Annotated in this window: 22 protein-coding genes; 5 read left to right on the top strand and 17 right to left on the bottom strand. The window is 60.0% G+C overall.

Translation table 11 applies throughout. The annotated features are described in order from the left end of the window. Positions 1-46 precede the first annotated feature (46 nt). Positions 47-919 (bottom strand): LysR family transcriptional regulator, encoded by an 873-nt coding sequence (locus tag BFP90_RS01220; protein ID WP_065895765.1) that lies wholly within the window; start codon positions 917-919, stop codon positions 47-49. Positions 920-1023: 104 nt separating this feature from the next. Between BFP90_RS01220 and BFP90_RS01215 the strand changes: the two genes are divergently transcribed. Next, positions 1024-2535: an MFS transporter gene (locus BFP90_RS01215; RefSeq protein WP_065895764.1), complete on the top strand. Its 1512-nt coding sequence runs from the start codon at positions 1024-1026 to the stop codon at positions 2533-2535. A gap of 54 nt (positions 2536-2589) precedes the next feature. On the opposite strand, the gene BFP90_RS01210 is transcribed toward BFP90_RS01215, so the two are convergent. Both BFP90_RS01210 and BFP90_RS01205 read right to left on the bottom strand, forming a co-directional pair. Next, positions 2590-3000 carry an HPF/RaiA family ribosome-associated protein gene (locus tag BFP90_RS01210; protein WP_016978251.1) on the bottom strand — a complete coding sequence of 137 codons (411 nt, stop codon included), beginning with the start codon at positions 2998-3000 and terminating at the stop codon, positions 2590-2592. A gap of 213 nt (positions 3001-3213) precedes the next feature. Beyond that, entirely contained in the window at positions 3214-4161 is a 948-nt protein-coding gene (locus BFP90_RS01205; protein WP_065895763.1) for a LysR substrate-binding domain-containing protein, read from the bottom strand. 137 nt (positions 4162-4298) lie between these two features. Between BFP90_RS01205 and BFP90_RS01200 the strand changes: the two genes are divergently transcribed. Together BFP90_RS01200 and BFP90_RS01195 are read left to right on the top strand one after the other, a co-directional pair. Beyond that, complete coding sequence (locus BFP90_RS01200) at positions 4299-5675, top strand: L-serine ammonia-lyase (protein ID WP_065895762.1); 1377 nt, start codon at positions 4299-4301, stop codon at positions 5673-5675. A gap of 348 nt (positions 5676-6023) precedes the next feature. Continuing rightward, positions 6024-6341, top strand: a complete 318-nt coding sequence (locus tag BFP90_RS01195; protein WP_065895761.1) for a DUF3509 domain-containing protein — start codon at positions 6024-6026, stop codon at positions 6339-6341. Here BFP90_RS01195 and BFP90_RS01190 read toward each other — a convergent pair. Continuing rightward, a complete protein-coding gene (locus BFP90_RS01190) occupies positions 6338-6826 on the bottom strand; it encodes a phosphate-starvation-inducible protein PsiE (protein WP_065895760.1) in 489 nt (162 codons plus the stop codon). The genes BFP90_RS01195 and BFP90_RS01190 overlap by 4 nt on opposite strands. A 421-nt stretch (positions 6827-7247) precedes the next feature. Between BFP90_RS01190 and BFP90_RS01185 the strand changes: the two genes are divergently transcribed. Continuing rightward, on the top strand, positions 7248-7514 hold the full coding sequence (locus BFP90_RS01185) for a YebG family protein (protein WP_057724702.1): 267 nt from the start codon (positions 7248-7250) through the stop codon (positions 7512-7514). A 17-nt stretch (positions 7515-7531) separates the two neighbouring features. On the opposite strand, the gene BFP90_RS01180 is transcribed toward BFP90_RS01185, so the two are convergent. From BFP90_RS01180 to BFP90_RS01120, 13 genes are all read right to left on the bottom strand, one after another. Continuing rightward, entirely contained in the window at positions 7532-8935 is a 1404-nt protein-coding gene (locus tag BFP90_RS01180; RefSeq protein ID WP_240998944.1) for a pyridoxal phosphate-dependent decarboxylase family protein, read from the bottom strand. Beyond that, the gene (locus tag BFP90_RS01175) at positions 8925-9770 is read right to left on the bottom strand and encodes an ABC transporter substrate-binding protein (protein WP_065894826.1); all 846 of its coding nucleotides are present in this window, start codon (positions 9768-9770) and stop codon (positions 8925-8927) included. Before BFP90_RS01175 ends, BFP90_RS01180 begins: the two co-directional genes overlap by 11 nt. Further along, positions 9771-11774 (bottom strand): class I tRNA ligase family protein, encoded by a 2004-nt coding sequence (locus tag BFP90_RS01170; RefSeq protein ID WP_256097408.1) that lies wholly within the window; start codon positions 11772-11774, stop codon positions 9771-9773. It abuts the gene before it with no gap. A 12-nt stretch (positions 11775-11786) separates the two neighbouring features. Beyond that, complete coding sequence (locus BFP90_RS01165) at positions 11787-12857, bottom strand: NAD(P)/FAD-dependent oxidoreductase (RefSeq protein WP_065894825.1); 1071 nt, start codon at positions 12855-12857, stop codon at positions 11787-11789. Then, a complete protein-coding gene (locus tag BFP90_RS01160) occupies positions 12841-14160 on the bottom strand; it encodes a lysine N(6)-hydroxylase/L-ornithine N(5)-oxygenase family protein (RefSeq protein WP_065894824.1) in 1320 nt (439 codons plus the stop codon). The genes BFP90_RS01165 and BFP90_RS01160 overlap by 17 nt, the downstream gene beginning before the upstream one ends. A 107-nt stretch (positions 14161-14267) precedes the next feature. Then, complete coding sequence (locus tag BFP90_RS01155) at positions 14268-15281, bottom strand: hypothetical protein (protein ID WP_065894823.1); 1014 nt, start codon at positions 15279-15281, stop codon at positions 14268-14270. After that, positions 15278-16003: an SDR family oxidoreductase gene (locus tag BFP90_RS01150; RefSeq protein ID WP_065894822.1), complete on the bottom strand. Its 726-nt coding sequence runs from the start codon at positions 16001-16003 to the stop codon at positions 15278-15280. The genes BFP90_RS01155 and BFP90_RS01150 overlap by 4 nt, the downstream gene beginning before the upstream one ends. A 26-nt stretch (positions 16004-16029) precedes the next feature. Further along, positions 16030-16728, bottom strand: a complete 699-nt coding sequence (locus BFP90_RS01145; protein ID WP_065894821.1) for an SDR family oxidoreductase — start codon at positions 16726-16728, stop codon at positions 16030-16032. After that, complete coding sequence (locus BFP90_RS01140) at positions 16725-17465, bottom strand: HAD family hydrolase (protein ID WP_083203135.1); 741 nt, start codon at positions 17463-17465, stop codon at positions 16725-16727. Before BFP90_RS01140 ends, BFP90_RS01145 begins: the two co-directional genes overlap by 4 nt. 15 nt (positions 17466-17480) lie before the next feature. Next, a complete protein-coding gene (locus tag BFP90_RS01135) occupies positions 17481-18500 on the bottom strand; it encodes a homocitrate synthase (RefSeq protein ID WP_065894819.1) in 1020 nt (339 codons plus the stop codon). Continuing rightward, positions 18497-18874 (bottom strand): L-rhamnose mutarotase, encoded by a 378-nt coding sequence (locus BFP90_RS01130; protein WP_065894818.1) that lies wholly within the window; start codon positions 18872-18874, stop codon positions 18497-18499. Before BFP90_RS01130 ends, BFP90_RS01135 begins: the two co-directional genes overlap by 4 nt. A 14-nt stretch (positions 18875-18888) precedes the next feature. Then, positions 18889-19800 carry a dihydrodipicolinate synthase family protein gene (locus tag BFP90_RS01125; RefSeq protein ID WP_065894817.1) on the bottom strand — a complete coding sequence of 304 codons (912 nt, stop codon included), beginning with the start codon at positions 19798-19800 and terminating at the stop codon, positions 18889-18891. Positions 19801-20266: 466 nt separating this feature from the next. Then, a complete protein-coding gene (locus BFP90_RS01120) occupies positions 20267-21298 on the bottom strand; it encodes a Leu/Phe/Val dehydrogenase (protein WP_065895758.1) in 1032 nt (343 codons plus the stop codon). A 187-nt stretch (positions 21299-21485) separates the two neighbouring features. Here BFP90_RS01120 and BFP90_RS01115 point away from each other — a divergent pair, with 187 nt between their 5' ends. Further along, positions 21486-22289, top strand: a complete 804-nt coding sequence (locus BFP90_RS01115) for a SirB1 family protein (protein WP_065894815.1) — start codon at positions 21486-21488, stop codon at positions 22287-22289. Positions 22290-22447: the final 158 nt, after the last annotated feature.

The raw sequence follows: 22447 nt of genomic DNA, 5'->3' as shown, positions 1-22447 counted from the left end.
AAGCCCCCTCCCACATTTGATCCTCAGTGTGTTCAGGATTCGGGTTCTAACTGCCCGCCAGGCAACTTGGGGTGGCCGCGACCAGCGCATCAATGGCGCACCGTGTCTTGGCCGGCATGTGCGGCGCCGTCGGCCAGATCACGTGGATGGGGGCCGGCTGCTCGCGATAGTCGGGCAGTACCGCCTCCAGTTGCCCGCGTAGCGCGTAGTGGGCAATCAACCAACTCGGTAACCAGGCCAGGCCCACGCCTGCAATCGTCGCATCGGCCACAGCCTGGAGGTCGTCCAACACCAGGGGCGTGACCAGCCGCGAGCGATGGACGTTATTGCTGCGGTAAGCAATGCCGCGATGAGCCGCCAATTCCTCGATATGTTCAATTCGCCCCCTGCGTTGCAGATACGCCGGTGACGCCGCCAGGCCCATGACCTGCTCCCCCAGACGCCGCGCACTCAGGCGGTCGGTATCCGGCAACGGGCCGATACGCACGGCAATATCGAAGCCTTCCTGCGCCAGATCGATCATGCGGTCGGAGAAGCAAATGTCGATCTCAAGGTCCGGATAACGCTCCATCAAGCCCCACAGGGCAGGCGCGGCATAGTGGTGACCAAACGCCAGCGGCAAACTCGCGCGCAAGCGTCCGCGTGGCTGCTGACGGCCGCTTTCCAGCACGGACTCGGCCGCCTCCAGCTCCGCCAGCGCGCGCAGACAGTGCTCGTAGTAGGCCTGCCCATCCTCGGTCAGACGCTGGCGGCGCGTGGAGCGTTGCAACAGGCAGGTGCCCAGGCGCGCTTCAAGCCGCGCCAGGCCCTTGCCCACCGCCGAGCGCGTGAGGTTCAGCCGCTCGGCGGCCGCGCTCAGGCTGCCGCTCTCGACGATTTGCAGAAACAGCTCGACACCATCGAAACGTGGGGTAGACATCGTAGATTGTCGCCTTTGACTCCCCTATCAAGGGAAAAGTTATCGCAAATAAAGAACCCAATTCCCGAGAGAATAATCCCTCCCTCTCTCTTAAGGAACTGCGTATGCCACCCGCCGCCGCTCTATCGGCCTTAAGCCCCGCGCATACCACCAGAAACGGCCTGGCGCTCACCGCCGTGTGCCTGGTGGCCCTGATGTTCGGCCTGGAAATCTCCAGCGTACCGGTCATCCTGCCCACCCTTGAACGCGAATTGGGCACAGGATTTCAAGACGCCCAGTGGATCATGAACGCCTACACCCTGGCCTGCACCAGCGTACTGATGGCAGCGGGCACCCTGGCCGATCGCTTTGGCCGTCGACGCGTGCTGGTACTGTGCCTGTGGCTGTTCGGCCTGGCTTCACTGGCTTGCGGGCTGGCCACCGACGCGACCATGCTGATCGTGGCGCGCTTCGTCCAGGGCATCGGCGGCGGCGCGATGATGATCTGCCAGTTCGCGATTTTGTCGCACTTGTTTCGTGAACCGGCCGCACGTGCCCGGGCCTTCGCGATCTGGGGCGTGATTGCCGGCGTGGGCCTGGGGTTCGGGCCGATGGTCGGTGCGCTGATCCTGGCAGTCGCCGATTGGCGCTGGGTCTTTCTCGCCCACGTACCGCTCAGCCTGTTCACCCTGGTGCTGTTGCGCATCAGCGTGCAGGAGTCCCGCGACCCGGCCAGCCATCGCCTGGACATTGCCGGCATGCTGACCTTGACGCTGGCGGTGTTCGCCCTGGTCTACTTCATCACCCAGGGCACCGAGCACGGCTTCGCCACACCGGCCATGCTCGGCTGGGCGGGCCTGGCGCTGGTGGCGTTGTTGCTGTTCGTCGTGGTTGAAAAGCGCAGTGCCCATCCGATGTTCGATTTCTCGGTGTTCCGTATCCGGCGCTTCAACGGGGCGCTGATGGGCTCGATCGGCATGAACTTCAGCTTCTGGCCGTTCATGATCTACCTGCCGCTGTATTTCCAGGCGGGCCTGGGCTACGACACCCTGACCACCGGCGGCGCCCTGCTCGCCTACACCTTGCCAACCTTACTGGTGCCGCCCCTGGCCGAACGCCTGGCCCTGCGCTACGGCGCCGAACGCATCATCCCGCTGGGCCTGGCAACCATGGGCGCGGGGTTTCTGGCGATGTTCGTGGCCAATGTCGCCGCACAGCCGCACAGCCTGCTGATACTGTTCGGTTGCGTGATGGCCGGCACTGGCCTGGCGCTGACCAACTCGCCAACCACCAACACCACCACCGGCGCCGTCTCGGCTGATCGCGCAGGCATGGCCTCGGGCATCGACTTCAGCGCCCGGCTGATCACCCTGGCGCTCAATATCGCGCTGATGGGCCTGGTGCTGTTGCTGGGGATCAGCCATCACCTGGCCGATGTACTGCCGCCGGGCACGGCAATGGAATGGCCGGCCCTCAGCCAGCACCTTGCGGCGGGCAAGCTGGATGCGCCGGGATTGGCGCTCAACGAGGCCCGGGCGGCTCTGCGCAACGGTGCCGGTTGGGCCATGCTCTTTGCAGGCCTGGGTGCGTGCGGGCTGGCGCTGCTCAGCGGGTATTTCTTCAAACAGCGCCGTTAAACGAAAACGGGCCTGCATGCGCAGGCCCGTCTTCAATGGGGAGTCAAAAAACTATCAGCCGTTGAATACGGCCCGTTCTTTTTCCAGAAACTCCTGTTCAAGCTCATCTTCATTGACTTTGGTGGTCGGCTGGTTTTTACCGGCAGCGCGGGGCTTGCCTTGCAGTTTGCCGAACAGATGTTCCAGCGCATGGTCGAGCTTGGTGGCCGCGCCATCGATCGCTTGCTCCAGCGTATCGGCCTTGTGCAGCACCGAAAGCGGTTGGTGGCCTTTTGGCCGGGCCTCGAGGCGGCAACTTAAATCGTGGGGACCGGGCTTGTCGCCGTTCTCATCCCGCAGGTAGACCTCCACACGGGTCAGGTCTTCTTCATAACGTTCGAGCGTGCTCTCAATGGTGGTACGTACCCACTCCTCCAGTCGGATGCTGCTTTCAATATGGTTATCGCTATTGACTTGGATTTGCATAGTTCTTCCCTTATTTCAGCTAGCTCGCCAGAGATCACAAACTGCAACACCGGGGTGGTGAAACCATGACCTCTTGGTTACACAATTGAGCACCTGCTGAAACATTTCAACCCCTTTGCAAAGATAAATCCTACATTACAAATTAACCCTGACGACGAGCAAGAACGCTGGTAGGGTGGGGAGTTAGTTACAACTTCTTACCTCCTATTTTCCTCACAATGGCGCCGCTCCCAACGGGTGCAACGCGCGAAAAACCCCCGCTTCTTCCACCAGCCAGTCGTGCACCGCCCGCACGCCGGGGTGACTCAATGCACCCGGCGCATACAGCAGCACGTAGCGTTTATGGTTGGGCACGGCCAGGCCAAACGGCACGATCAGGGTCCCTCGTTCCAGCTCATCATTGAGCAAGGTGCGCCGCGCAATGGCCACGCCCATGCCGGCAATGGCGGCTTCGATGGTCAGATGATTGCGGTTGAAGGTGTGCCCGCGACGCACATCGGCATCGCGGTAACCGATTTCATTCAGGTAGAACTCCCACTCGGCATACTCATAGCTCCCACGCCAAGCGGTGATGTCGTGCAACAGCGGAAAGTGGGCAAGGTCGGCCGGGCCATGCAGTGGCGGCCGGCCACGCAACAGGCTGGGGGCGCACACCGGAAATATCTGCTCATCCAACAGGGCTGTGGATAACAATCCGGGATAGCTGCCGTCGTTCAGGTCGATGGCCAGGTCGAAGTCGCCCTCGTGCAGCGCGACGCTGCTGTCTTCGGCAACCATGCGCAACTGAATGTCCGGAAAGCGCTGCTGCAAGCGTGGCAGGCGCGGGGTCAGCCACTTGCCGAGAAACGACGGAATCGAGCGCAGGCGCAAGGTGCCGCTGATCATCCCGGCGTCCAGACGCTGCAATTCGGCGTCGATGCTGCCATAGGCCTCCCCTACCACCGCCGCCAGGCGCTGCCCTTCGGCGCTCAGCTCCACACCCCGAGCACGGCGGTGAAACAGTCTGAAGCCCAGGCGCTCTTCCAACTGACGGATCTGCTGGCTCACCGCGCCCGGCGTGATGTGCAGCTCTTCGGCGCAGCGGGTGAACGAAAGGTGCCGCGCAGCACAGGAAAAGACATGCAGCCAGGAATAGGTCTGGCCATGAAGGGGCCGGGTCATAGCGTTTAGTCCTGCTAAAGGGTGTCTTAGGATAATTCGTTGGTCAGTGCCAATCCAGAGGCCCAGTATCGCTCCAACTGCGCCTGCTCTACAAAACATGGCAGCGACTTCCACTCCATTGCTTGTAAGGCTTTAGCATGGCTATCAGCGTTTTCGATCTATTCAAGGTGGGCATCGGCCCGTCCAGCTCCCATACCGTCGGGCCGATGCGGGCTGCCGCGACCTTTGCCCAGGCACTGGCCGACCAGCAGTTGCTCAGCCAAACCCGGCGCGTCGAAGTGCGCTTGTACGGTTCGCTGTCTGCCACCGGTGTCGGCCACGCCACTGACCGCGCCTGTGTGATGGGCTTGATGGGCGAATGGCCGGATCAGGTCGACCCCACCTCGATCAACGCGCGCATCCAGCAACTGCGCGAGTCCGGCCAGTTGTTACTCGCCGGCCAACAGGCCATTGCATTCGACTGGCACACCGACCTGCTGCTGCTCGACGAAAGCCTGCCCTACCACCCCAACGCCATGTCCCTGCACGCATACGGCGACGGCGGCCTGTTGAGCGAGCAAACCTACTATTCGGTGGGCGGTGGTTTCATCATCGAAGCTGCCGAAGCCGCATCGGGCATTGCGCCGACCAGCGACGTTGAATTGCCCTACGACTTTTCCAGCGCCGCTGAACTGCTGGCCTTGTGCAACAAGCACGGCCTGCGGGTTTCGGAATTGATGATGGCCAACGAACGCGCCTGGCGCAGCGACGAAGCCATCCGCAGCGGCCTGCTGCATATCTGGTCGGTGATGCGCGCGTGCGTGGAACAGGGCCTGCGCGATGAAGGCATTCTGCCCGGTGGTTTGGACGTCCCGCGTCGTGCGGCGAAATTGCACCGCAGCCTGCTGGAAATCGGCAAGCCCAATGTCATCACGTCAACCTTGTCGGCCATGGAGTGGGTCAACCTGTTCGCCCTCGCCGTTAACGAAGAAAACGCCGCCGGCGGGCGCATGGTCACCGCGCCGACCAATGGCGCGGCGGGAATCATTCCTGCCGTGCTGCATTACTACATGAAATTCAATGCCGACGCGTCTGACGACGACGTGGTCAATTTCTTCCTGGCCGCTGCCGCCGTCGGCATCCTCTGTAAGAAGAACGCCTCGATCTCCGGCGCCGAAGTCGGCTGCCAGGGCGAAGTGGGCTCGGCCTGCGCCATGGCCGCCGCCGGGCTGGCGGATATCCTTGGCGCCACCCCCGAACAGTTGGAAAACGCCGCCGAAATCGGCCTGGAACACAACCTCGGCCTGACCTGCGACCCCGTCGGCGGCCTGGTGCAGGTGCCGTGCATCGAGCGCAACGCCATCGCGGCCGTCAAGGCGATCAACGCCACCCAAATGGCCCTGCGCGGCGACGGCAAGCACTTCATTTCCCTCGATCGGGTGATCCGCACCATGCGCGATACCGGCGCCGATATGCATGACAAATACAAAGAAACGTCACGGGGCGGCCTGGCGGTCAGCTGGGTGGAGTGCTGATTGCGCTGTCTGCGATCGTTTTTTCCGTGTTGCCCTGAAACAGGTCACCGCCCCCAAGGACAACACCGTTCAAATGTGGGAGGGGCTTGCCTTGATGCCGGTCTGTAGGAGCGAGCTTGCTCGCGAAAAACGTTAACGATAACCCGTGCTTTCTGAATGAACGCGGTGACTGTGAGTTTTTCGCGAGCAAGCTCGCTCCTACAAAAAAACCTTCCCAGTACCTGTACGGCACGCCCCTTGCTGTAGAGCTTTTGAGGAAAACGGACTTTGGCCGGTGGTCAGGCAACGCGAACTATTCCCGACACCGGTCGTCAATGACTGCATGTTCTTATCAGGCGGTAACGCACCATGGACAACCCTTTTCAGATCATCACCGACACCTTCAGCCCACAATACCGCGTCAACCTGAGCATTCAGCGGCTGGACGGCAGCATCATGCTCACCCTCTCCGATGACAGCGGCGTAGTGGCCAAGCGCATGATCAGCGCCGAACAACGCAACGATCCGCAACGGCTCAAGCGCCTGGTGCAAAGCATCCAGTTCGGTATTGCCATCGAGCAGGGCCACAGCGCCATGGAAATCCTGGCGGTGATGACGGATGGGGACAATCACAAGCTGTTGCAGCGACCGCCCACCCGCCACCTGCCTTTCAGCGTCGGGCTCTAAAGCTCGCCCTTCTCGGTCTCCTGGCTCGCCTCGCCCTTGCGACGTGGGCCTTCGACTTTCACCGAAGGAAACGCCGACGACGCGTAGCGCACTACCAGAATCGCGAAGGCCAACAGCAGAATCCCACCACACAAGTAGATAATGCCCACGTCCGGCGGGTTGTGATGGGACACGTTGGAGATCAGCAACCGCGTCAGCGCGGTGATGGCCACGTAGATCAGGAAGCGCACGGGCATGTGGTTGGTCTTGAAGTAAATCCCGACCATCGCGCCCAATTCCAGGTAGATGAACAGCAGCAAGATGTCATCGATCTTGATGTGCCCGTTCTCCAGCATCCCCAGAAATTCCATCACCGCCGCCCAAGCGGTCACTGCACCAATGGCGAACAGCGCCAGGTAATGGAACGACTCCACAAACAGATTGCCCAGCGACTCGGCCAGCCCATGGACTTGCCGGCGCAGCTTTTCGGCCCAGTTGATTTTCACGATGATGCTTCCTTAGGTCGGTGCGACCGGATAATGCGGGGTGGAGGTGACGGTTGTTCTGCATGCAGGAAAAAAGCCAGAGGCCGCAGGTGAGAGGGTGGCCGAGTGACACGAGGCACTTTATTCACTCAGATCATGGCATTCAGCCACAATGCGCGTTTGCGGCGTAGCAACTCGCAATTTTCCGACTACATTGAAAATCAGCTCGCCAACGCCAAATGTTTCGCTTGCTTTTAACTGTATATAAACACAGTATGCACCAGAGGTAAGGGTCGTGAATGCCTGGATATGTCAGATGCGCCCTATCTGGTCAGGACGCTCGAACCGCAGACTCGATGATTGCGTAGCTTGTCGGACACAGCACAAAGCCCGCAGCGCCGGGGCGACCCCATTCAACACTTGATATTACGACGAGGCCAAAATGGCTGTTGAGACCCTTTACCGCAGTACCCGGGATTTGGAGACTACGTTCGTGGACCGAAAACTTGCCGACGCTCACGATCAGATGCTTGAACTGGCAGAGGCCCTGACGGACGTATTGATGAAAAACGTCGCCGGCCTCTCCGAAAAACACGCGGAAGATGCAAGTATCTACATGGCAAAAAATCGCGCAATCTTCGCAGCCGCCTTCAAAAATAACGCAATGGCGCTCAATGAGCTGAATGCTCCAGCCGATGCTGAAGGATAGAAATCAGCACGCATTCTTCAGAGGTCAGCCAGTAGGTCATCACATCGCTGCTCATCCAGCCTTGTGTTCATGATGCATATCCGCATCACGGTCTTCCCCTGCCAGCGAGAAGGGACCACCAGGGCAACACCGTCACGCAGGCAACGCTGCGCCCAGCGATCATAATCGTCGGCTTGCCAGCCGTGGCGCTTGAACAGGATAACGCTCAAGCCGGACGCCTTGATCAGCTCCAGCCTCGGATGGCTGGCGATGCGCGTGCGCAGGTAGGCGCTGAGCACAAGGATGCGCTCCAGAGTATGCCGGTAAGCCGCGATGCCATGCACCGCCAGTGAGAACCACAGCGGCATGCCTCGGGCCCGACGCGACAGATGGAAGGCATAGTGCATGGGGTTGCATTGCTCGGACTCATTGATCTGCTCCAGATAGGAAGCATCCTGAGTAAAAGCTGCGGTAACCTCATCGGGTTTGGCGTAGAGCAGCGCACAACAGTCGTAGGGTACGAACAGGCCCTTGTGTGGGTCGATGATCAGTGAGTCGGCCTGCTCAATACCTTCCAGTTGAGCCCTCACACTCGGGACACACAGGAACGCACCGCCGTAGGCCGCATCCACATGCAACCAGATAGCATGCTGACGGGCGATTCCCCCTATACCGGAAAGATCATCGATCTGTCCCGAATTGGTCGCACCCGCGACTGCTACCACGGCGACCACGTGGTCGCGCCGCCCCTCCACGGCCAGTTGTTCCAAGGTCTTCGCCAGTTCGAAAGCCGTTAAACGGCCCAGCTCATCCGAAGCCACCGTCACCACGTCCAGGTCGAGCAACCGGGCGCTGACGATAATTGAAGAATGGGCTCCCTCTCCCACCACTAAAAGCCCCTGATGCCGCCCCGCGCGTTCTCTGTAGCGATGTCGGGCGGCCACCAGCGCAGAGAAATTACCCGCGGTGCCGCCACCGACGAAACACCCTCCGGCGCCGTCCGGCAAACCGGCCAGCTGACACAACCAGCGCAATGCCTGATTCTCCGCCCAGATCAAGCCCGCCCCGCCCAGCCATCCCGAGCCGATCATGCCACTGGCGGACAGCAAGCCGTCCATCAACGCGGCTGCGGGGGTAGCACGGGCACCGATGTAGGCCAGATAACCCGGGTGGTCGGTCGGCACGCCCTGCCGGCCAAGCAAGCTGGTGTAGAGTTCCAACGCGGGCTCCAGGCCTATACCTGATTCACAAATCGTGGTGCCGACCGCCTCTTCTGCCGCCTGCGTAATGTGCTCGGCATCACACGGCGCCGACAGCTTGGCGCGGGGCTGGGTCAGGGCCTGGCGGAACGCGGACAGCATAATCTCAATGTCGCCGGGTGCGATGTCGTCATGGCCTATGCCGGGTAACTCGCGCAAGGTTCCAGAATGTTCAAGTTGCATGATGATGACGTCCTTTGTCATGGCCAGGAAAAGTGGAATATTCGTGCCACTTCATGATGTAGTCGGCATGTCGGTACTGACCCTGGTCGAAATCCGCATGTGCATCGAGGTACTCGCGTACGGCGCAGCCCTCCTCAAAGGCAGCGGCCACAAACCTCAGCGCCATGCGCGCGCAGTCGCCAAAATCCGGCGCGGCATGGGGGCACAGGGTGATTACGCCGGTCCCCGCCAGCAGCTCGCCAAACTCTTCGACCACACAATCATCCGGCACCAGATAAACCGTCCCCGGACGCGCTCTTCTACGAATTTCCGCAGCCACCGCGACGTGCGAGCCCATCAACGCGCATACCGACTGGCTTGCCCCTTGCCGCGTCATCGGCAGCAGACGCTGTTGCAAGGCCAAGGCCAATCGTTCGCCGTACGGCGAACCATCCGACCAGATTTCTTCAACCTGCGTATAAACCTGAGCCAGGTAGTCGACAATGGTCGTCACTTGCTGCAATTCACTGGCGCACAAGCGAAAGGCACCGACCGTACGGCAAAGGTCTGGTGCCGTTGCGGCGGGCAATAGCAAGGGAACACCGGCTGCCTGGTAGAGTGCCCCGGCCGACCGGGCGCATTCACTGTTGAAATGACCAATGACCACCCCTGCCCCGCCGGCCAACAGTCGGCGCGCCGCAGCTACCGCGACGACGGGGTCGGCCGCGTCATCCGCCCATATCAGGGGTAGCGAGGAACCCTGCACGGCCTTGCGAAGCCACTCCCCATACGCCGCCCGAGGGCCCGTCAGAGGCCCGACGATACCCACCCGTTGTCCGCGCATGACTGCGCTCATCTAAACGTGCCCCGGCATAAGCCGCGCCAGTGCCTGAGCCGACACGCTGTGCAGTTTCACAGGTGGCCGGCTGGCCAGGGTATGACCGCCGGCAAAGAACGAGCCGGCCAGTACATCGTCACGTTCGAGCCCAGGCAGATTGAGCCATTCGCTCAGTTGCTGGCTGATACCCGGCATCAACGGGTAAGTGGCATAAGCAAGCCAGCGCAGGGTCATAGCCTGCAGCGCCAGTGCAGTGCGCGCGTGGTTGGATAACGGTTGCGCCGAAGACTTCAATAAATGCTCTTGTGCGGCACTGAAACGCGACGCGCGATGAATCACATGAGCGACCTGCTCGGCCATGCGTCTGGGCGAGAAGCTCTGGATCGAGGCAGCCTGCCGATACCCGTCCATCCATTGGCACAGTTCTTCATGATAGGTTTTCTGGTCGCTCAGCCAGGCGCCAGGCTCAGGCACGCTGCCGCCATGCCTGGCGATGCACTGATCCAGGCGCTGGATCAACCCATTCAGTTTCTGCGCAAACAGGTCATTGAGCTGCTCGCTGATCTCATTGACGGTGAAATTGGTTCTCACCCCCTCAGGGCGCGTGAGCATGAGCGCCATGCGCGCATAATCGCTGCCGGCTTCGGCCAAAAACTCACGGCCCCAGATCAAGTGGCGGCGACTGGTGGAGAACTTACTGCCATCAAGATCAAGCAGTTCGTTGACAATGTGGTGTCGCGGGGGGGTCAAGCCCAATGCCAGGTAAATCGCCGGGAATAACAAGGTGTGATAATAGGCATTGTCGAAGCCGTAACAATGAACTACATCCATTGCGCCCGAATAGCACTGCTCGGCACGTGCGAAGCGATCGCTGCCGTCAACCGGCAGGTCGCTGGCGCCCCACAGATAACCGAAGGCCATTTCGAACCAGACGTAGATGACCTGATCCTGTACGGATGGCAGGCGGTGGCGAATACCCCAGTCGCTGCGATGGCTGATGCAGATATCCGGCAGCCCCTGGCGCAGCATGGTGTGGCAAAGCTGATAGACATGGGCAGGCATGTTGGCCGTCTGGATGTACTTGAGCAGTTCGTCGGCAAATGCACTCAAACGGAAGAACAAGCGTGTTTCGATTTTTAATCGGGGTTGATGCCCATCGCGCTTGACGCGCGGTTGGGTCAGGTCGGTGCACTGGTTGGGCTGGCCACAGGCCTCACAGGCATTGCCGTCACTGCTTTCGCCACAATGCGGGCAGCCCCCGTGAATGAACGCCTCATGCAGCGCGTTTCCCGCATCATCCACGAACACTGGCGTGTCCTTGGCATAGATAACATCCTGCTCATGCAGTCGTTGCAGGTAGTGATGAACGAAGTCCGCGTACTCACCTTGGGTATCCGGTGTGATGAACACGTCCATATCGATGCCATAACCTTGCCACGTTTCGCGGATGGCCTGGGCGTAGTGGTCGGCGCATGCGCCCGGACCGATGCCTTCCTTGGTTGCGCACGTTACGACGTACGTCTGGTTATCGTCACGCCCGCTGCCGTAGAAAACCCTGGCACCGGTGTTGCCCAGCACGCGCTTGAGCACATCACCTGCGATATAGGGCCCCGAGAGATGTCCCAGGTGCAAATCACCGTTCGGCGTCGGCGGGGTAGCGTAGATCAGGGTGTCCACAACTGGCGCTGCTGCGGGCGCGTTAGAGCGCCCCGCATCCCAATACAATGAATGGAAGGTCAAGGGGTGTTGATCGCTCAGATTACGCAGGGTATGAGGTTCGAAGCGCTGGCAGTGCACGGCGTCTCCCGCACGCACTTCAAGCATCTCCTGCACGGTTTTAACCACGCCATGCCCAGCGGTGAAAATAAACAACTCATCCTCAAAGTGATTGTGCGGCTGGCTTTCCTCGCCAGGCCCCAGGGTGCAGCCCATCAGGTTAAGGTCAGTGCCAGGCAGGTCAACGGTGCGCGAGTCGACGTTGTAGAAGCGTTTGGCCGGGGAAAACATATTGATCTTTTTCATGGTCGTTGCTCTCTATCCTTGAGAAATTACGCGGGCGAGCTGCATGGCAACATGGGGCGCCATTTTGAATCCGCCACCACTGAAACCAGAGGCAACCAGCACGCCGCCCGGCAACCCCGGTTGCTTGCCAATCAACCCGATGGGTTGCTCGCTGTAGCAGTCGCTATGGCACAGCGCACCCTCCACCGATGCGTCTTGCAGCCAGGGGAAACGCCGTTGACCCTGCTCTCGGGTCAGTTGTGCGTGGGACAGTTGAGCAGGCATGTAACTGTGGCTGGCCGGCACTCGCATACCCGTCGGGTAGCCGACGTAGAGCCCGCCGGTCAGGGGGCACGGTCGTCCGTTAAGCTGATTGATGTCGTCAATAAAACACGGCGCCTCAGGTAACGGTGTCGCGCCCTTGAACCGTGTGACCTGAATATGCTGACTCCACAGGCCAAAGGCATCACCGAACTGGCGAATCAGGAACTCGCTGGTACCATTGCCCATCGCGACAATCACCTGCGCACCGTCGTAATCGCCGTTGGAGCTCAGCACGCCAACGGCCTGCCGGCTTGCAACATCGACACGTACCGCGTGAACCTTTACCGCGTCATGGTAGACCCCCCCCTGGGCGATGGCCGATTGCACCAGGTACTGCAACGTCGGTCTGGCCTCCATGTAGCCTGAGCCCGGTTCGTGCAGCGCCATTTGCGCGGTGATCGGCAACGCGGGGTAGCGGGCAGCCAAGGCCCGGGAGTCGAGCAATTGAGCCGGTACCCCTTCGCGCTCCAGCCAGCCCTGCATGTCGGCCAATGCGTGTGGCTCGGCGAAATGCAGATAGCCCGTCTCGGTAAAGGGCACTTGCCCCCCGGAGTCCTGCGCCAACTGCCGGTAGAAGTGATAGCCCTGCGCCGCAGCGCGGGTCGCCTCCCAGGACGCATGAGTGACCCGCACGATGCAGCCGGAAGCACCTGTCACACCGCAGCTGAGCTGCTTGTCATCCAGCAGCAGGCAGCGTTTGCCCGCCAGGGTCATTACATAAAAGCACGTCGCGCCGATGATGCCGGCCCCAATGATGATGACGTCAAACGGCTTGCTCATAGTGCCTCCGTTTCAGGGTGGTGCGCAGATCGTCAACGATTTCACCGGCGCGAATGGCCATATTGGAAATGAGCGTGGCGCTCAATCCATGAGTGTCTTCGGCAACACCCGTGGAATACAGCAGTGGCGCCGAGTCCCCCTGAAAGGTCAGGCGGTAGTTACGCAAAATACGCGCCGAGCCCTCGTCGTGGACCAGTCGGACAGCCAGGGATGCGCACAACAGGTCGGCGATGCGGCGGGGACGGAAGCCGGTCGCGCAGACCAGATAGTCGCAGCGCAGCTTTTGTACATCGCTGCTCATTTGGCGGTTGAACGCCACCTGTAGACCGGCATCCTGAACAAGGACCGATTGGAAACGACTCATGCGTTCCAGCTTGAGACGCTGCTGCCCACTGACTTCGTCGTCGTACCAGTTGCGGTAGAGTTTTTCGATCAGGGCCATGTCCACTGCGGAGTAATTGGTGGAGGCATGTGTGCGCAGTATGTGTTGCCGTACATGGGCGGGCGACGCGTGGAAATCGTCGACCGCGTCGGCGTTGAATATTTCGTTCACGAATGGGCTGTCGTCGGCTGGCGTGTAGCCATAGCGCGCCATGATGGCTGTCACGTTCATGGCCGGATACGTCTCGAGCAGGTACTCAACGGCCTCGGCGGCACTCTGCCCACCGCCCACCACGACGCAGTGGCCGTCGGCATTCAACGCAGTCTTTTCAAGATGGGCCAGCAAGTGATGAACGTGCGTTACCCGCTCGCCGGGCTCCACCCCCAATGGCAATTGAGGCTCAAGGCCCAATGAATGAACCACCGAACGGGCAAGCACAGCCGTCGTCATATCACCCACCTGCATCTGGACTCTGAACAGAGGTGAACCGTCATCGTCCACGCCGCCCTCGTTGATGCTCAGCACCTGATGACCGTAGAACACCTGGTCGCTGAACTCCGCCGCGCACCAACTCAGGTAATCGTGAAACTCCAGGCGGCCGGGGAAGAAGTCCTTCTTGTTGCAGAAGGCGGCGATCCGGCCTTTGCTGTGCAAGTAATTGACGAACGTAAAGTAGCTGCGCGGGTTGCGAAAGCTGACCAGGTCTTTGAGAAACGTCACCTGCATGGTTGCATTCTTGAACAGCATGCCCTTGTGCCAACCGAAACCAGGTGCGCTGTCAAAAAAAGCAACATCCAGCTCGGGGGCCATCTCCTGAAGGGCGATGGCGAGCGAAATGTTCGAAGGGCCAAAGCCGATACCCACCACATCGTGGATTTTTTGCTCGCAAGGGCTGATGACCAAATCTGTTGCAAAACTCATGTGAACTCCCTGTCTACAGAATTTCAGGCTGAGCGCAGCCGCAGGAGGTTGATCGTGTGATGACCTCCCTGGGCATTTCTATTGGGGTGCTGCGCAGCGGCGACGGGTTAATCGATCTCGAAGGCGTCGGTAAGGTTGAGCGACTGGAGCATGGCGATCTCCTCGGTCAACTTTTCAAGGCAATGATTGCGTAAGAAAACCGTACATCCGTAGGTGGTGCCGTCAGTGGTCATTGCTACCGCCTTGCCAACCGGCGGCGCAACGAAATAGTGGCTGAAGCTCTCCAGGCTGCGCACTTCACGGTCAAAGAGAAAGGCCTTGACCCGCCCGGCCCGCGTAATCACAAAAGAGTAATCCGCCACCGCTGCACCTTGCGTCGGGCCTTGCCCGAGTGCCTGCGGCCACTGTTTCCAGCAATCCTCCTGGGCTGGCCAACCGCCCAACCGGCAAAGCTGCGGCAACGGCGTGCTGGCCAGTCGCGGCGACAGCTTCACCAGCCGCGCGCCGGTTGACGTGATCACCACCTCAGCGTGCAACGGGCCGTGCAGCATGCCGAGCCCGTTAGCCAGCGCGGCAAGCTGCGGCACCAGCCGTGCCGGCAGCACGGCGGAAGGCAGGCTGTTGACGGCAGTGAGGAGCCTGCGCCCTTCCAGATCCAGGGTATGACAGCGCCAGGCGTCAGTGACGTGGAACTCACCCGCGTCGAGTACCCCATTGATGAACACGGGATAACCCGGTTCATGGACATGGATCTGAAACGGCCCCGGTGCATCATCCAGCAAGGCGGCGACCTGGGACGCAGTGGCCCACTGCCCCCCCAGCAGCACGGCTGAACCGCGCGAACTCGGCGACAACGCCGGGCGCACTACCCACGCACGACCATCATCAGGCGGCAACCGGTCCAACGATGCCACTTGCCGACCGTCAAACGCCAAGTCAGGGGCGAGCCTGCGAACCGCCTGGTGTTGCGCGCACTTGTCAAAGAACACTGCCGGATCGCAGCCTGCGGTGAAAAACCCATCGGCGATGTTCAGCGGCATGACCTGACGCAGCTCCAGGTCATCGCTGGAGAGCCGATAACTGACCGGTGCCCGGCACCGTGCAGTGGTGTTGTTCATCATTGCAGCGTCTCGCGAGTCGGGCCCCGGAAGTGCACCGCATCGATGTGGCAGTTGCGCGGTTGCGTCAGCACGAAGCGCATGGTCTCCCAGATGGAACGACCGTTGAGCAATGGGCTGGCAGGATCAACCGCCTCATCCAGGCCGGTCACTTCAAAATCGGGCGGGTAAAAACCGGTGACCCGAATGTGCTCCTTGGCCAGGTGATGAGCCATGTTCTGGCAAAAGCCACTCATACCGTGTTTGGCGGCGAAAAAGGCTGGATGGGCGATAGAGTCGGTAAACTGCGGCACGCCGCACACCGAGACCATCGCCATAATGTCGGCCGCCGCCGAGCGACGCAGCCCGGGCAACAGTGCACGGGTCAGGGTGATCGAGCCTGTCAGACCGGAGTTGATGGTGCCGGCGATGTCGTCGTCACTGTCGTCTTCTCCCAATAGCCCCTCAAGCCACTGCGCCGCGCTCAGCACCAGAACGTCCACCGCCCGCTCATCCTGCAGGATTTGCGCAGCGAAGGCGCGCACCGATGCAGGGTCGGCGATGTCGCACGCGTAGGCACGCGCAGATCCCCCTTCGGCTCGAATAAGCTCACACGTGGCCTGCGCACTGGACATCTGGCGCGCGCACAAGTCGACATGAGCCCCTTCCCGGGCCAGCCACACCGACACCGCCTGGCCGAAATCACGACCACCACCGGTGACGACAACACGTTTATTTTTCAGCATGGTATGCGTTCCTGTCGCAAGGTTCGTTATAAGCCCGGATGGGGAACCGTCTGGCTACCCGAGACCTTCTCCTGATAGAGATGATCAACGATGTAGTCGGCGGCGTGTTCGGCCCAGATATCGGCAGCGATGTACTGGTGATGCTCGTCCGGAAGGCAGATGGAGAGCATTTGGGTGTTCACGCCGTTGCCCGGATCAAGCGCGACAGCATTCACCTCCGTCGGCAAGTCAGCGTTAAGCGAGCCAATCAGCCCCTCGACGGCGAATTTGCTGGCACAGTAAGGCCCCAGTCCCCACGAAGCCGAGCGCCCCCAACCGGAACTGATCGCGATGAACAGGCCCTGGCGACGGTCGAGCATCGATGGCAAAAAAGCATGCAGGGTATTGACGACCCCCAGCACGTTCACCTCCATCACTCGCGCCCAGTCCTGCAGGTCAATCTCCCACGCCGGCTTGCGTTCGCTGATCACCCCGGCGTTGCACACCACGATGTCAACCGGACCGTCGCGCAATACGGCCTCTGCGAATTGCTGCATGTCCTGAGACTCGGTGACCGAGGCGCAGTACAGCGCAGGATTGCCTTGCACCGCGCCGACAGGCGCGTCAACTGCAAGCTGGCAGCCATGAACCTGGTGGCCGCGTGCGGCCAGCGCATGGCCCAGGGCTTTGCCCAAGCCACGGCTTACTCCGGTGATGGCAATGGTGAGTGGCGCTCTTGCTTTCATTGTAAAAAGTCCTCCTTGACCCTCGAACAGCGTGCGCTGAACTGTGAAACAGGATTATCCGGTTGCAAATCAGGTACCTCTCCCGCCCGGTAATCGGCGGGCCAGTTGGCGCTCAAGGCTGAACGCCCGACCAGTGCATGGCCGCTGACAAAGATAAACGGCACCTTGCAGGTAATCGCAGCCTCGGCATCGGCAATGGCATCCCCCAGAAAGAGCGCCTGCGAAGCATCACACCCATATTGATCGAGCAGAGCACGAATCGCAGCAGTCTTGGAGGTGGGTGAGCCGATCACTCGTACCATGTAGCGATCGATACCGCTCACCCTCAACGCCTGGATAATTTCCTCTTCCTTGCCACCGCTCACCACCGCACATACCACGTTGCCCTCTGCCAGTTGCGCCAGCAACTGCTGCGCCCCGGCCACCAAGGGTGCAGCGCTGTAATGGGTACGCAGATAATCTTCATAACGTGAGATGCACGTCGCCAGGAAATGCTCGGCATCGGGGCCGACGGGCGCAATCAGTTGCTGGAAGACCTCAAAATGCCAGAGTCTGGGTCGTCCGAAGTTAAGTCTGAAACTTTCCTTGCAACGATCGCGCAGCTTCTGCGAGTAATGCGCCAGTGCGTAATCGACCGCCGCCAGCTTCACGCCATTGGAGTCGAGCAACACGCCGTCGCAATCGAAAAATACCAACTGCTTACCCACTAACCTATCGCCAAGCGTGACCCTGGTCATACGCGTACTCCGCACTTACCTGTACTGGTTGAGAATGTTCACATCAAACTTGTGCGATCCGGCGTGCCCGGCGATTCTGCCGACGATGTCGATGCGCTGCGCACCGCTTAACGGAGCACCTTCGAACAGTCTCTGTGCATAGGTGGGGTGGATGTTATGCCTGGCCTGACAACGGTAGGTCGGCGAGTACCCCCAGTTCGCTACTTGCCGCAGAGGTTCGATATGCTCGGCCAGAAAGTCTTCGCAGTGCGCCATCGGCTGTTGAGGCTTGAGCAACGCCAGGCTCTCTGTCGCCGCATTACCCGCGCCACGGCCGATGCCGGCAAAGGTACCGTCGACATACCGGGCCCCTGCCTGGATAGCAGCGTGGGTGTTGGCGACGGCCAGACCGTAGTTGTCATGCGCATGAAAGCCAAGCGGCAAGTCTGTCAGCTCGGCAGCGTTGCGAAATAACTGGTGCACCTGCTCCGGCAACATGCGGCCAAAACTGTCGGCAAAATACAGGGCAGCGATCGGTTCCTGGTCCAGGCCGTTGAGCCTATCGGCCAGTTGATCGCTCGATAGCTCGGCGACCTGCATCAGGTTGAGGATCACTGTCAGCTCATTGCCCTCCAAAGCCCGCGCCAATCTCACGCAAGCATCGAACTGGCTGCTCTTGGCCGCAATACGCAGAATATCGATACGAAATGGCGCGCGGCGAACCGAGGCGAGTATCACGTCGGCCATTGCCTGGGGGGATTGCTCCAGCGCTGGCCCCGCGTCAATCATGACGGCTACTTTGATCTGATGCGGATCAATCAGCAGGCACTGCTGCTCCGTCAGTGACTCGGGCAATGCCTTATAAGACCCGTAATCAGTGCTTTGCGAAAACGTATCGAGATTCAGGTAACCCAATTCGACGATGTCCACGCCAGTGGCCAGGCAAGTACCGAAGTACTGCCGAGCCATGGCATCGGAAAACCGCCAATCGGTCTGGAACCCACCATCGCGCAAGGTGCAATCCAGTAACGCGAATGACTGTTTTCGATCGGTCATTTTTGCTGACCTGCCGCATCGACGCTCCAGTCGTACACCTGCTCCAGGCGCCACCAGTTCAATTCTGTCTGATTGCCGGCAATACGTTTGAGCAACGGATTATCACCATGCATCTGGTCGTCCCACGCCTGCACTGCCGGATGGAAAGACAAGGCACGGCTGAAGTCACGCAGCGGATCAAACTCATCGTTGGCCTCTACCTGCATGAACAGCGTGCGGGGCGGCAAAAGATAAATTGACATGCGCTGCAAGCCAATTTCCTTGAGCACGCCGTGCTCACCGGCAATTTGTTGCGGCACGTCGCGGTGTAACGTCTTATACAGGGTTACTGCTTCGGTACTGGTCAACTCAATTGAAAAACCAAAACGCTTCATGTGTAACTTCCTTATTACTGGGTCACGAATTCAAGAAGTTGGTCATACACCTTTTCAACTTCGCAAAGTGTTTCCGGGTCCATGGTAAAATCAACCGGAGGGCGAATCAATGTATTGCTCATTAAACGACGCCGCTTGAGCAAGTGCTTTGACAACTGCAAGTAACAATCGATACTCGCCATCATATGGCACATTAAATAAGACAACGGATAACCAATAGCCCTGGCGAGTTTTTCATCGCCTGTTTGCAGCGCGCGCCATAAGGCCACGGTAATTTCGGCGATTTCGGTCGCCGGAATAACGCCTGCCAACCCACGCTTATAGGTATCGACCAACATCATGCCGCCATCGCCTTCGAAGATCCTGGCCTCGCCGCCGGTGGCATCGCGCAACAGCGATACTTTGGGCGCGGTAGGCGCCGACTCCGGTTTGAACTGCACTTTCTGCGCCCCGAACGTCTTGAGCAGACGCGCCTGCACATCAATCGACATTGGACGCTTTGCAAGGGATTTGGCGTGGTGCACCAGCACCGGAACGCTGACGCTCTCGATCACATTGGCGAAGTAGACATACATCTGTTCATCGTCAAGTGCCCACATCGACGGGTGCATCACCAGCAATGCGTCACAACCTGCCTGCTCGGCCTGCCGCGAATACTCAATGGCCTGAGCGATGCTTTCGCCGCCCGTGCTCATGATCGCCAGGCCTTTATCGCCCGTTTGCTCGGCGATCAATTCAGCGACGCGAAAACGCTCGGTAGTGGTCAACCGTGATACTTCCGAGATTTGCCCGATGACCACACCGTCACACCCCGTGTGCAGAATGTGTTCGATCTGCAGCCGCAGGGCTGAAGTATCCAGAGAAAGGTCGCTGTTGTACGGAAGGATGGCGACCGGAAGGACACCATGAATTGAAGCGTTCGTCATATCTGATATTCCTTATCAAAGTTCGACGTTAACAAACAAGAAGCCAGTCAAGAGTCCCACCAGGCCAAAACGTTTGCTCACACTATCCAGTAGCGCAAGACCCGCTGCCGCATTACTTGGATGGGCAGTTCTATTTTCACTTCGATCAAATAATTTTTGCTTCAGAGATCATACAAATTTTTCAGAAATCTCTTACAGGACTTTCCGTCATTTCGAAGTCGCAGCGAAGTTAATGGCGGGCGACTTTATTGTCCAACCAGTATATATTTCAAATTATTACAAATTACGCAAAGCACAGAATATTTTTTCTGCTGCAAAACTATCATTACTGTTTGTTTCATACATGTAACAAAAGTTGTACTCATGCAAGCGCGATAAAACAGACAAGTACGTACTTCTTCCCTCTTATGTTTTTATTGTTGAGTTTTAACTAACGCTAAAAATCATTTCAGGCAGGCGAGCCTGGTTAATGCCTGGCCTGCGGATACAGCAGGCGCTCGGCCAATTCGTCAGCCACTCGAGCGGGGGAGCGCTTTTCAGCCTGGGCATGGGCGTAGATTTCAGTGAGGCGCCTGCCGATGTTGGACAGGTGCGCGGTGATGCTCGGCAGCTCGGCGCCACTGTGTTTGAGTGCGACGTAGATCAGCCCGCCGGAATTGATCACGTAATCGGGCGCGTAGAGGATGCCGCGGCCTTCCAATTGATCGGCGATGTCCAGGTGGGTCAGCTGTGCACTGGCAGAACCGGCCACGGCGGCGCAGCGCAGTTGGCCGACGCTCTGGCGATTGAGTACCGCGCCCAGGCCGCACGGGGCAAGGATGTCGCACGGGGTGCTGAGCAAGGCGTCGTTGGCGATGGGGTGGGCGCCCAGTTGTTCCATGGCCAGTTGCACCTTGCCGTGGTCAATGTCGCTGACCAGCAGTTCGGCGCCCGCCGCATGCAGTTGTTCTGCCAGGGCATAACCGACATTGCCCAGGCCCTGCACCGCCACGCGCAGGCCTTCGAGGTTATCACTGCCCAGGCGGGCCATGGCGGTGGTGCGAATGCCGGCAAACACCCCCATGGCCGCATGGGGCGCCGGGTCGCCGGCGGCGCTGGTGCTGGTGACGAAGCGGGTGTGTTGGGCGATGCAATCCATGTCGGCGACCGAAGTGCCGCTGTCGATGGCGGTAATGTAGCGCCCGCCCAGTTGCTCGACACAGCGGCCGAAGGCTTCAAACAGCGCGGCACGACTTTCCACATGGCCCGGGCGTAGGATGACCGCCGCGCCGCCACCCACCGGCAGGCCGGCCAGGGCAGCTTTGTAGCTCATGCCCTGGGCCAGGCGCGCGGCGTCGGCCATGGCGGTTTCATCGTCGGGATAGGCCAGGTAGCGGCAGCCGCCCAGGGCAGGGCCCAGGCGGCTGTTGTGGATGGCGATGATCGCCTTCAGTCCGGTCACCGGGTCGACGCTCAGGTGCAGCGATTCCAGGCGGGTGCTGTGCATGAGCGCAAACATCGTCGTGCTCCCGAATCACTTCTGGTAGTGGCACAAGTATAGGCTCGCGCCGGAAAAGTGCTGGATCGCACTGGAATAAGCCGCCCTAATTCGTGTGTTCTGTGACATAAGCGAGTGGGATATTTCTCAAGATGCTGGACGAAAATTCACAGCAAGGCTAAAACGAGAGCATCCGCCGGAGAATGCAATGAATCCCCGCCAAGCTTTTTTCGCCTGCCTGGAGCGTTCACCCCCTGCGCTGTTCGAAGCTGCGCTGTGGATTGCCGCCGAACACGACGCCGCCGTGCAGCCGTTGCTGATCCTGCAGGAGCTGGGCCTGTTGCAACAGCAGGTCAGCCTGGGCATGCCGGTGCTGCCGGCCGATGAGCTGGGCCAACCGTTGCTGCGGCGCATGAACGACCTGGGGTTTGCCCAGGATGACTTCACCCCGTTGCGCCCCGCCGCCGCCTTGCTCGATAAGGTGCTGCAGCGCAAGCGCGGGCAGCCCCTGGCCATGGGCCTGATCGCCCTGGAACTGGCACGGCGCCTGGACATCCCCATGGTCGGGGTGAATTTCCCCGGTCACTTCCTGCTGCGGGTGCCCGGTGCCGATCACCTGCTCGACCCCTGCGGGGGCCGACGCATGTATCCCAATGACTGTCGCGACATGCTGCATCGCCAATATGGCCCGAATCTCAAACTGCAGGCCGAACACCTGCACACCGCCGAGCCCCGCTCGATCCTGCAGCGGCTGTCACGTAACCTGCGCCAACTTTACCTGGCCAACGACGAACCGCTGGCCGCCCTGGTGGATGCCGAGCGCGTACTGGAACTGGGCAACGCCAGCGCCGCCGATTACCTGGCACGCGCCAGCCTGTATCAGCGCCTGGACTGCCCGAGCGCCGAGCGCTTCGACCTGGAACACGCGTTGATGCTCAGCGAAGACCCGATCCAGCGCCTGCGCCTGACCGAGCGACTCGGCCATCTGCCGCCCAATGCCATCGTGCATTAAGACGCCTTCAAGCAAGCCACCGCCGAGCGCACCTGGATAATCAACAACGCTGCAATCCACAGAAAAAGAAAATCTGCTGCACCGGGATTGTAGGAGCGAGCTTGCTCGCGAAAAACGTCAACGATAACGCGTGCTTTCTGGATGAACGCGGTGCCTGT

The sequence above is a fragment of the Pseudomonas sp. 24 E 13 genome, assembly GCF_900004715.1.
Lineage (GTDB): Bacteria > Pseudomonadota > Gammaproteobacteria > Pseudomonadales > Pseudomonadaceae > Aquipseudomonas > Aquipseudomonas orientalis_A.
Note: the sequence above shows the minus strand (reverse complement) of the source record. Positions and strands in the feature narration are given on the sequence as shown.

Coding starts and splice junctions, on each gene's coding strand:
- BFP90_RS01170 (WP_256097408.1), bottom strand. CDS start 11,774: ATGAAAAAGATCAATATGTTTTCCCCGGCCAAACGCTTCTACAACGTC.
- BFP90_RS01185 (WP_057724702.1), top strand. CDS start 7,248: ATGGCTGTTGAGACCCTTTACCGCAGTACCCGGGATTTGGAGACTACG.
- BFP90_RS01180 (WP_240998944.1), bottom strand. CDS start 8,935: ATGCAACTTGAACATTCTGGAACCTTGCGCGAGTTACCCGGCATAGGC.
- BFP90_RS01150 (WP_065894822.1), bottom strand. CDS start 16,003: ATGCTGAAAAATAAACGTGTTGTCGTCACCGGTGGTGGTCGTGATTTC.
- BFP90_RS01200 (WP_065895762.1), top strand. CDS start 4,299: ATGGCTATCAGCGTTTTCGATCTATTCAAGGTGGGCATCGGCCCGTCC.
- BFP90_RS01175 (WP_065894826.1), bottom strand. CDS start 9,770: ATGAGCGCAGTCATGCGCGGACAACGGGTGGGTATCGTCGGGCCTCTG.
- BFP90_RS01145 (WP_065894821.1), bottom strand. CDS start 16,728: ATGAAAGCAAGAGCGCCACTCACCATTGCCATCACCGGAGTAAGCCGT.
- BFP90_RS01210 (WP_016978251.1), bottom strand. CDS start 3,000: ATGCAAATCCAAGTCAATAGCGATAACCATATTGAAAGCAGCATCCGA.
- BFP90_RS01195 (WP_065895761.1), top strand. CDS start 6,024: ATGGACAACCCTTTTCAGATCATCACCGACACCTTCAGCCCACAATAC.
- BFP90_RS01130 (WP_065894818.1), bottom strand. CDS start 18,874: ATGAAGCGTTTTGGTTTTTCAATTGAGTTGACCAGTACCGAAGCAGTA.
- BFP90_RS01165 (WP_065894825.1), bottom strand. CDS start 12,857: ATGAGCAAGCCGTTTGACGTCATCATCATTGGGGCCGGCATCATCGGC.
- BFP90_RS01125 (WP_065894817.1), bottom strand. CDS start 19,800: ATGACGAACGCTTCAATTCATGGTGTCCTTCCGGTCGCCATCCTTCCG.
- BFP90_RS01115 (WP_065894815.1), top strand. CDS start 21,486: ATGAATCCCCGCCAAGCTTTTTTCGCCTGCCTGGAGCGTTCACCCCCT.
- BFP90_RS01160 (WP_065894824.1), bottom strand. CDS start 14,160: ATGAGTTTTGCAACAGATTTGGTCATCAGCCCTTGCGAGCAAAAAATC.
- BFP90_RS01120 (WP_065895758.1), bottom strand. CDS start 21,298: ATGTTTGCGCTCATGCACAGCACCCGCCTGGAATCGCTGCACCTGAGC.
- BFP90_RS01135 (WP_065894819.1), bottom strand. CDS start 18,500: ATGACCGATCGAAAACAGTCATTCGCGTTACTGGATTGCACCTTGCGC.
- BFP90_RS01155 (WP_065894823.1), bottom strand. CDS start 15,281: ATGATGAACAACACCACTGCACGGTGCCGGGCACCGGTCAGTTATCGG.
- BFP90_RS01205 (WP_065895763.1), bottom strand. CDS start 4,161: ATGACCCGGCCCCTTCATGGCCAGACCTATTCCTGGCTGCATGTCTTT.
- BFP90_RS01220 (WP_065895765.1), bottom strand. CDS start 919: ATGTCTACCCCACGTTTCGATGGTGTCGAGCTGTTTCTGCAAATCGTC.
- BFP90_RS01140 (WP_083203135.1), bottom strand. CDS start 17,465: ATGACCAGGGTCACGCTTGGCGATAGGTTAGTGGGTAAGCAGTTGGTA.
- BFP90_RS01215 (WP_065895764.1), top strand. CDS start 1,024: ATGCCACCCGCCGCCGCTCTATCGGCCTTAAGCCCCGCGCATACCACC.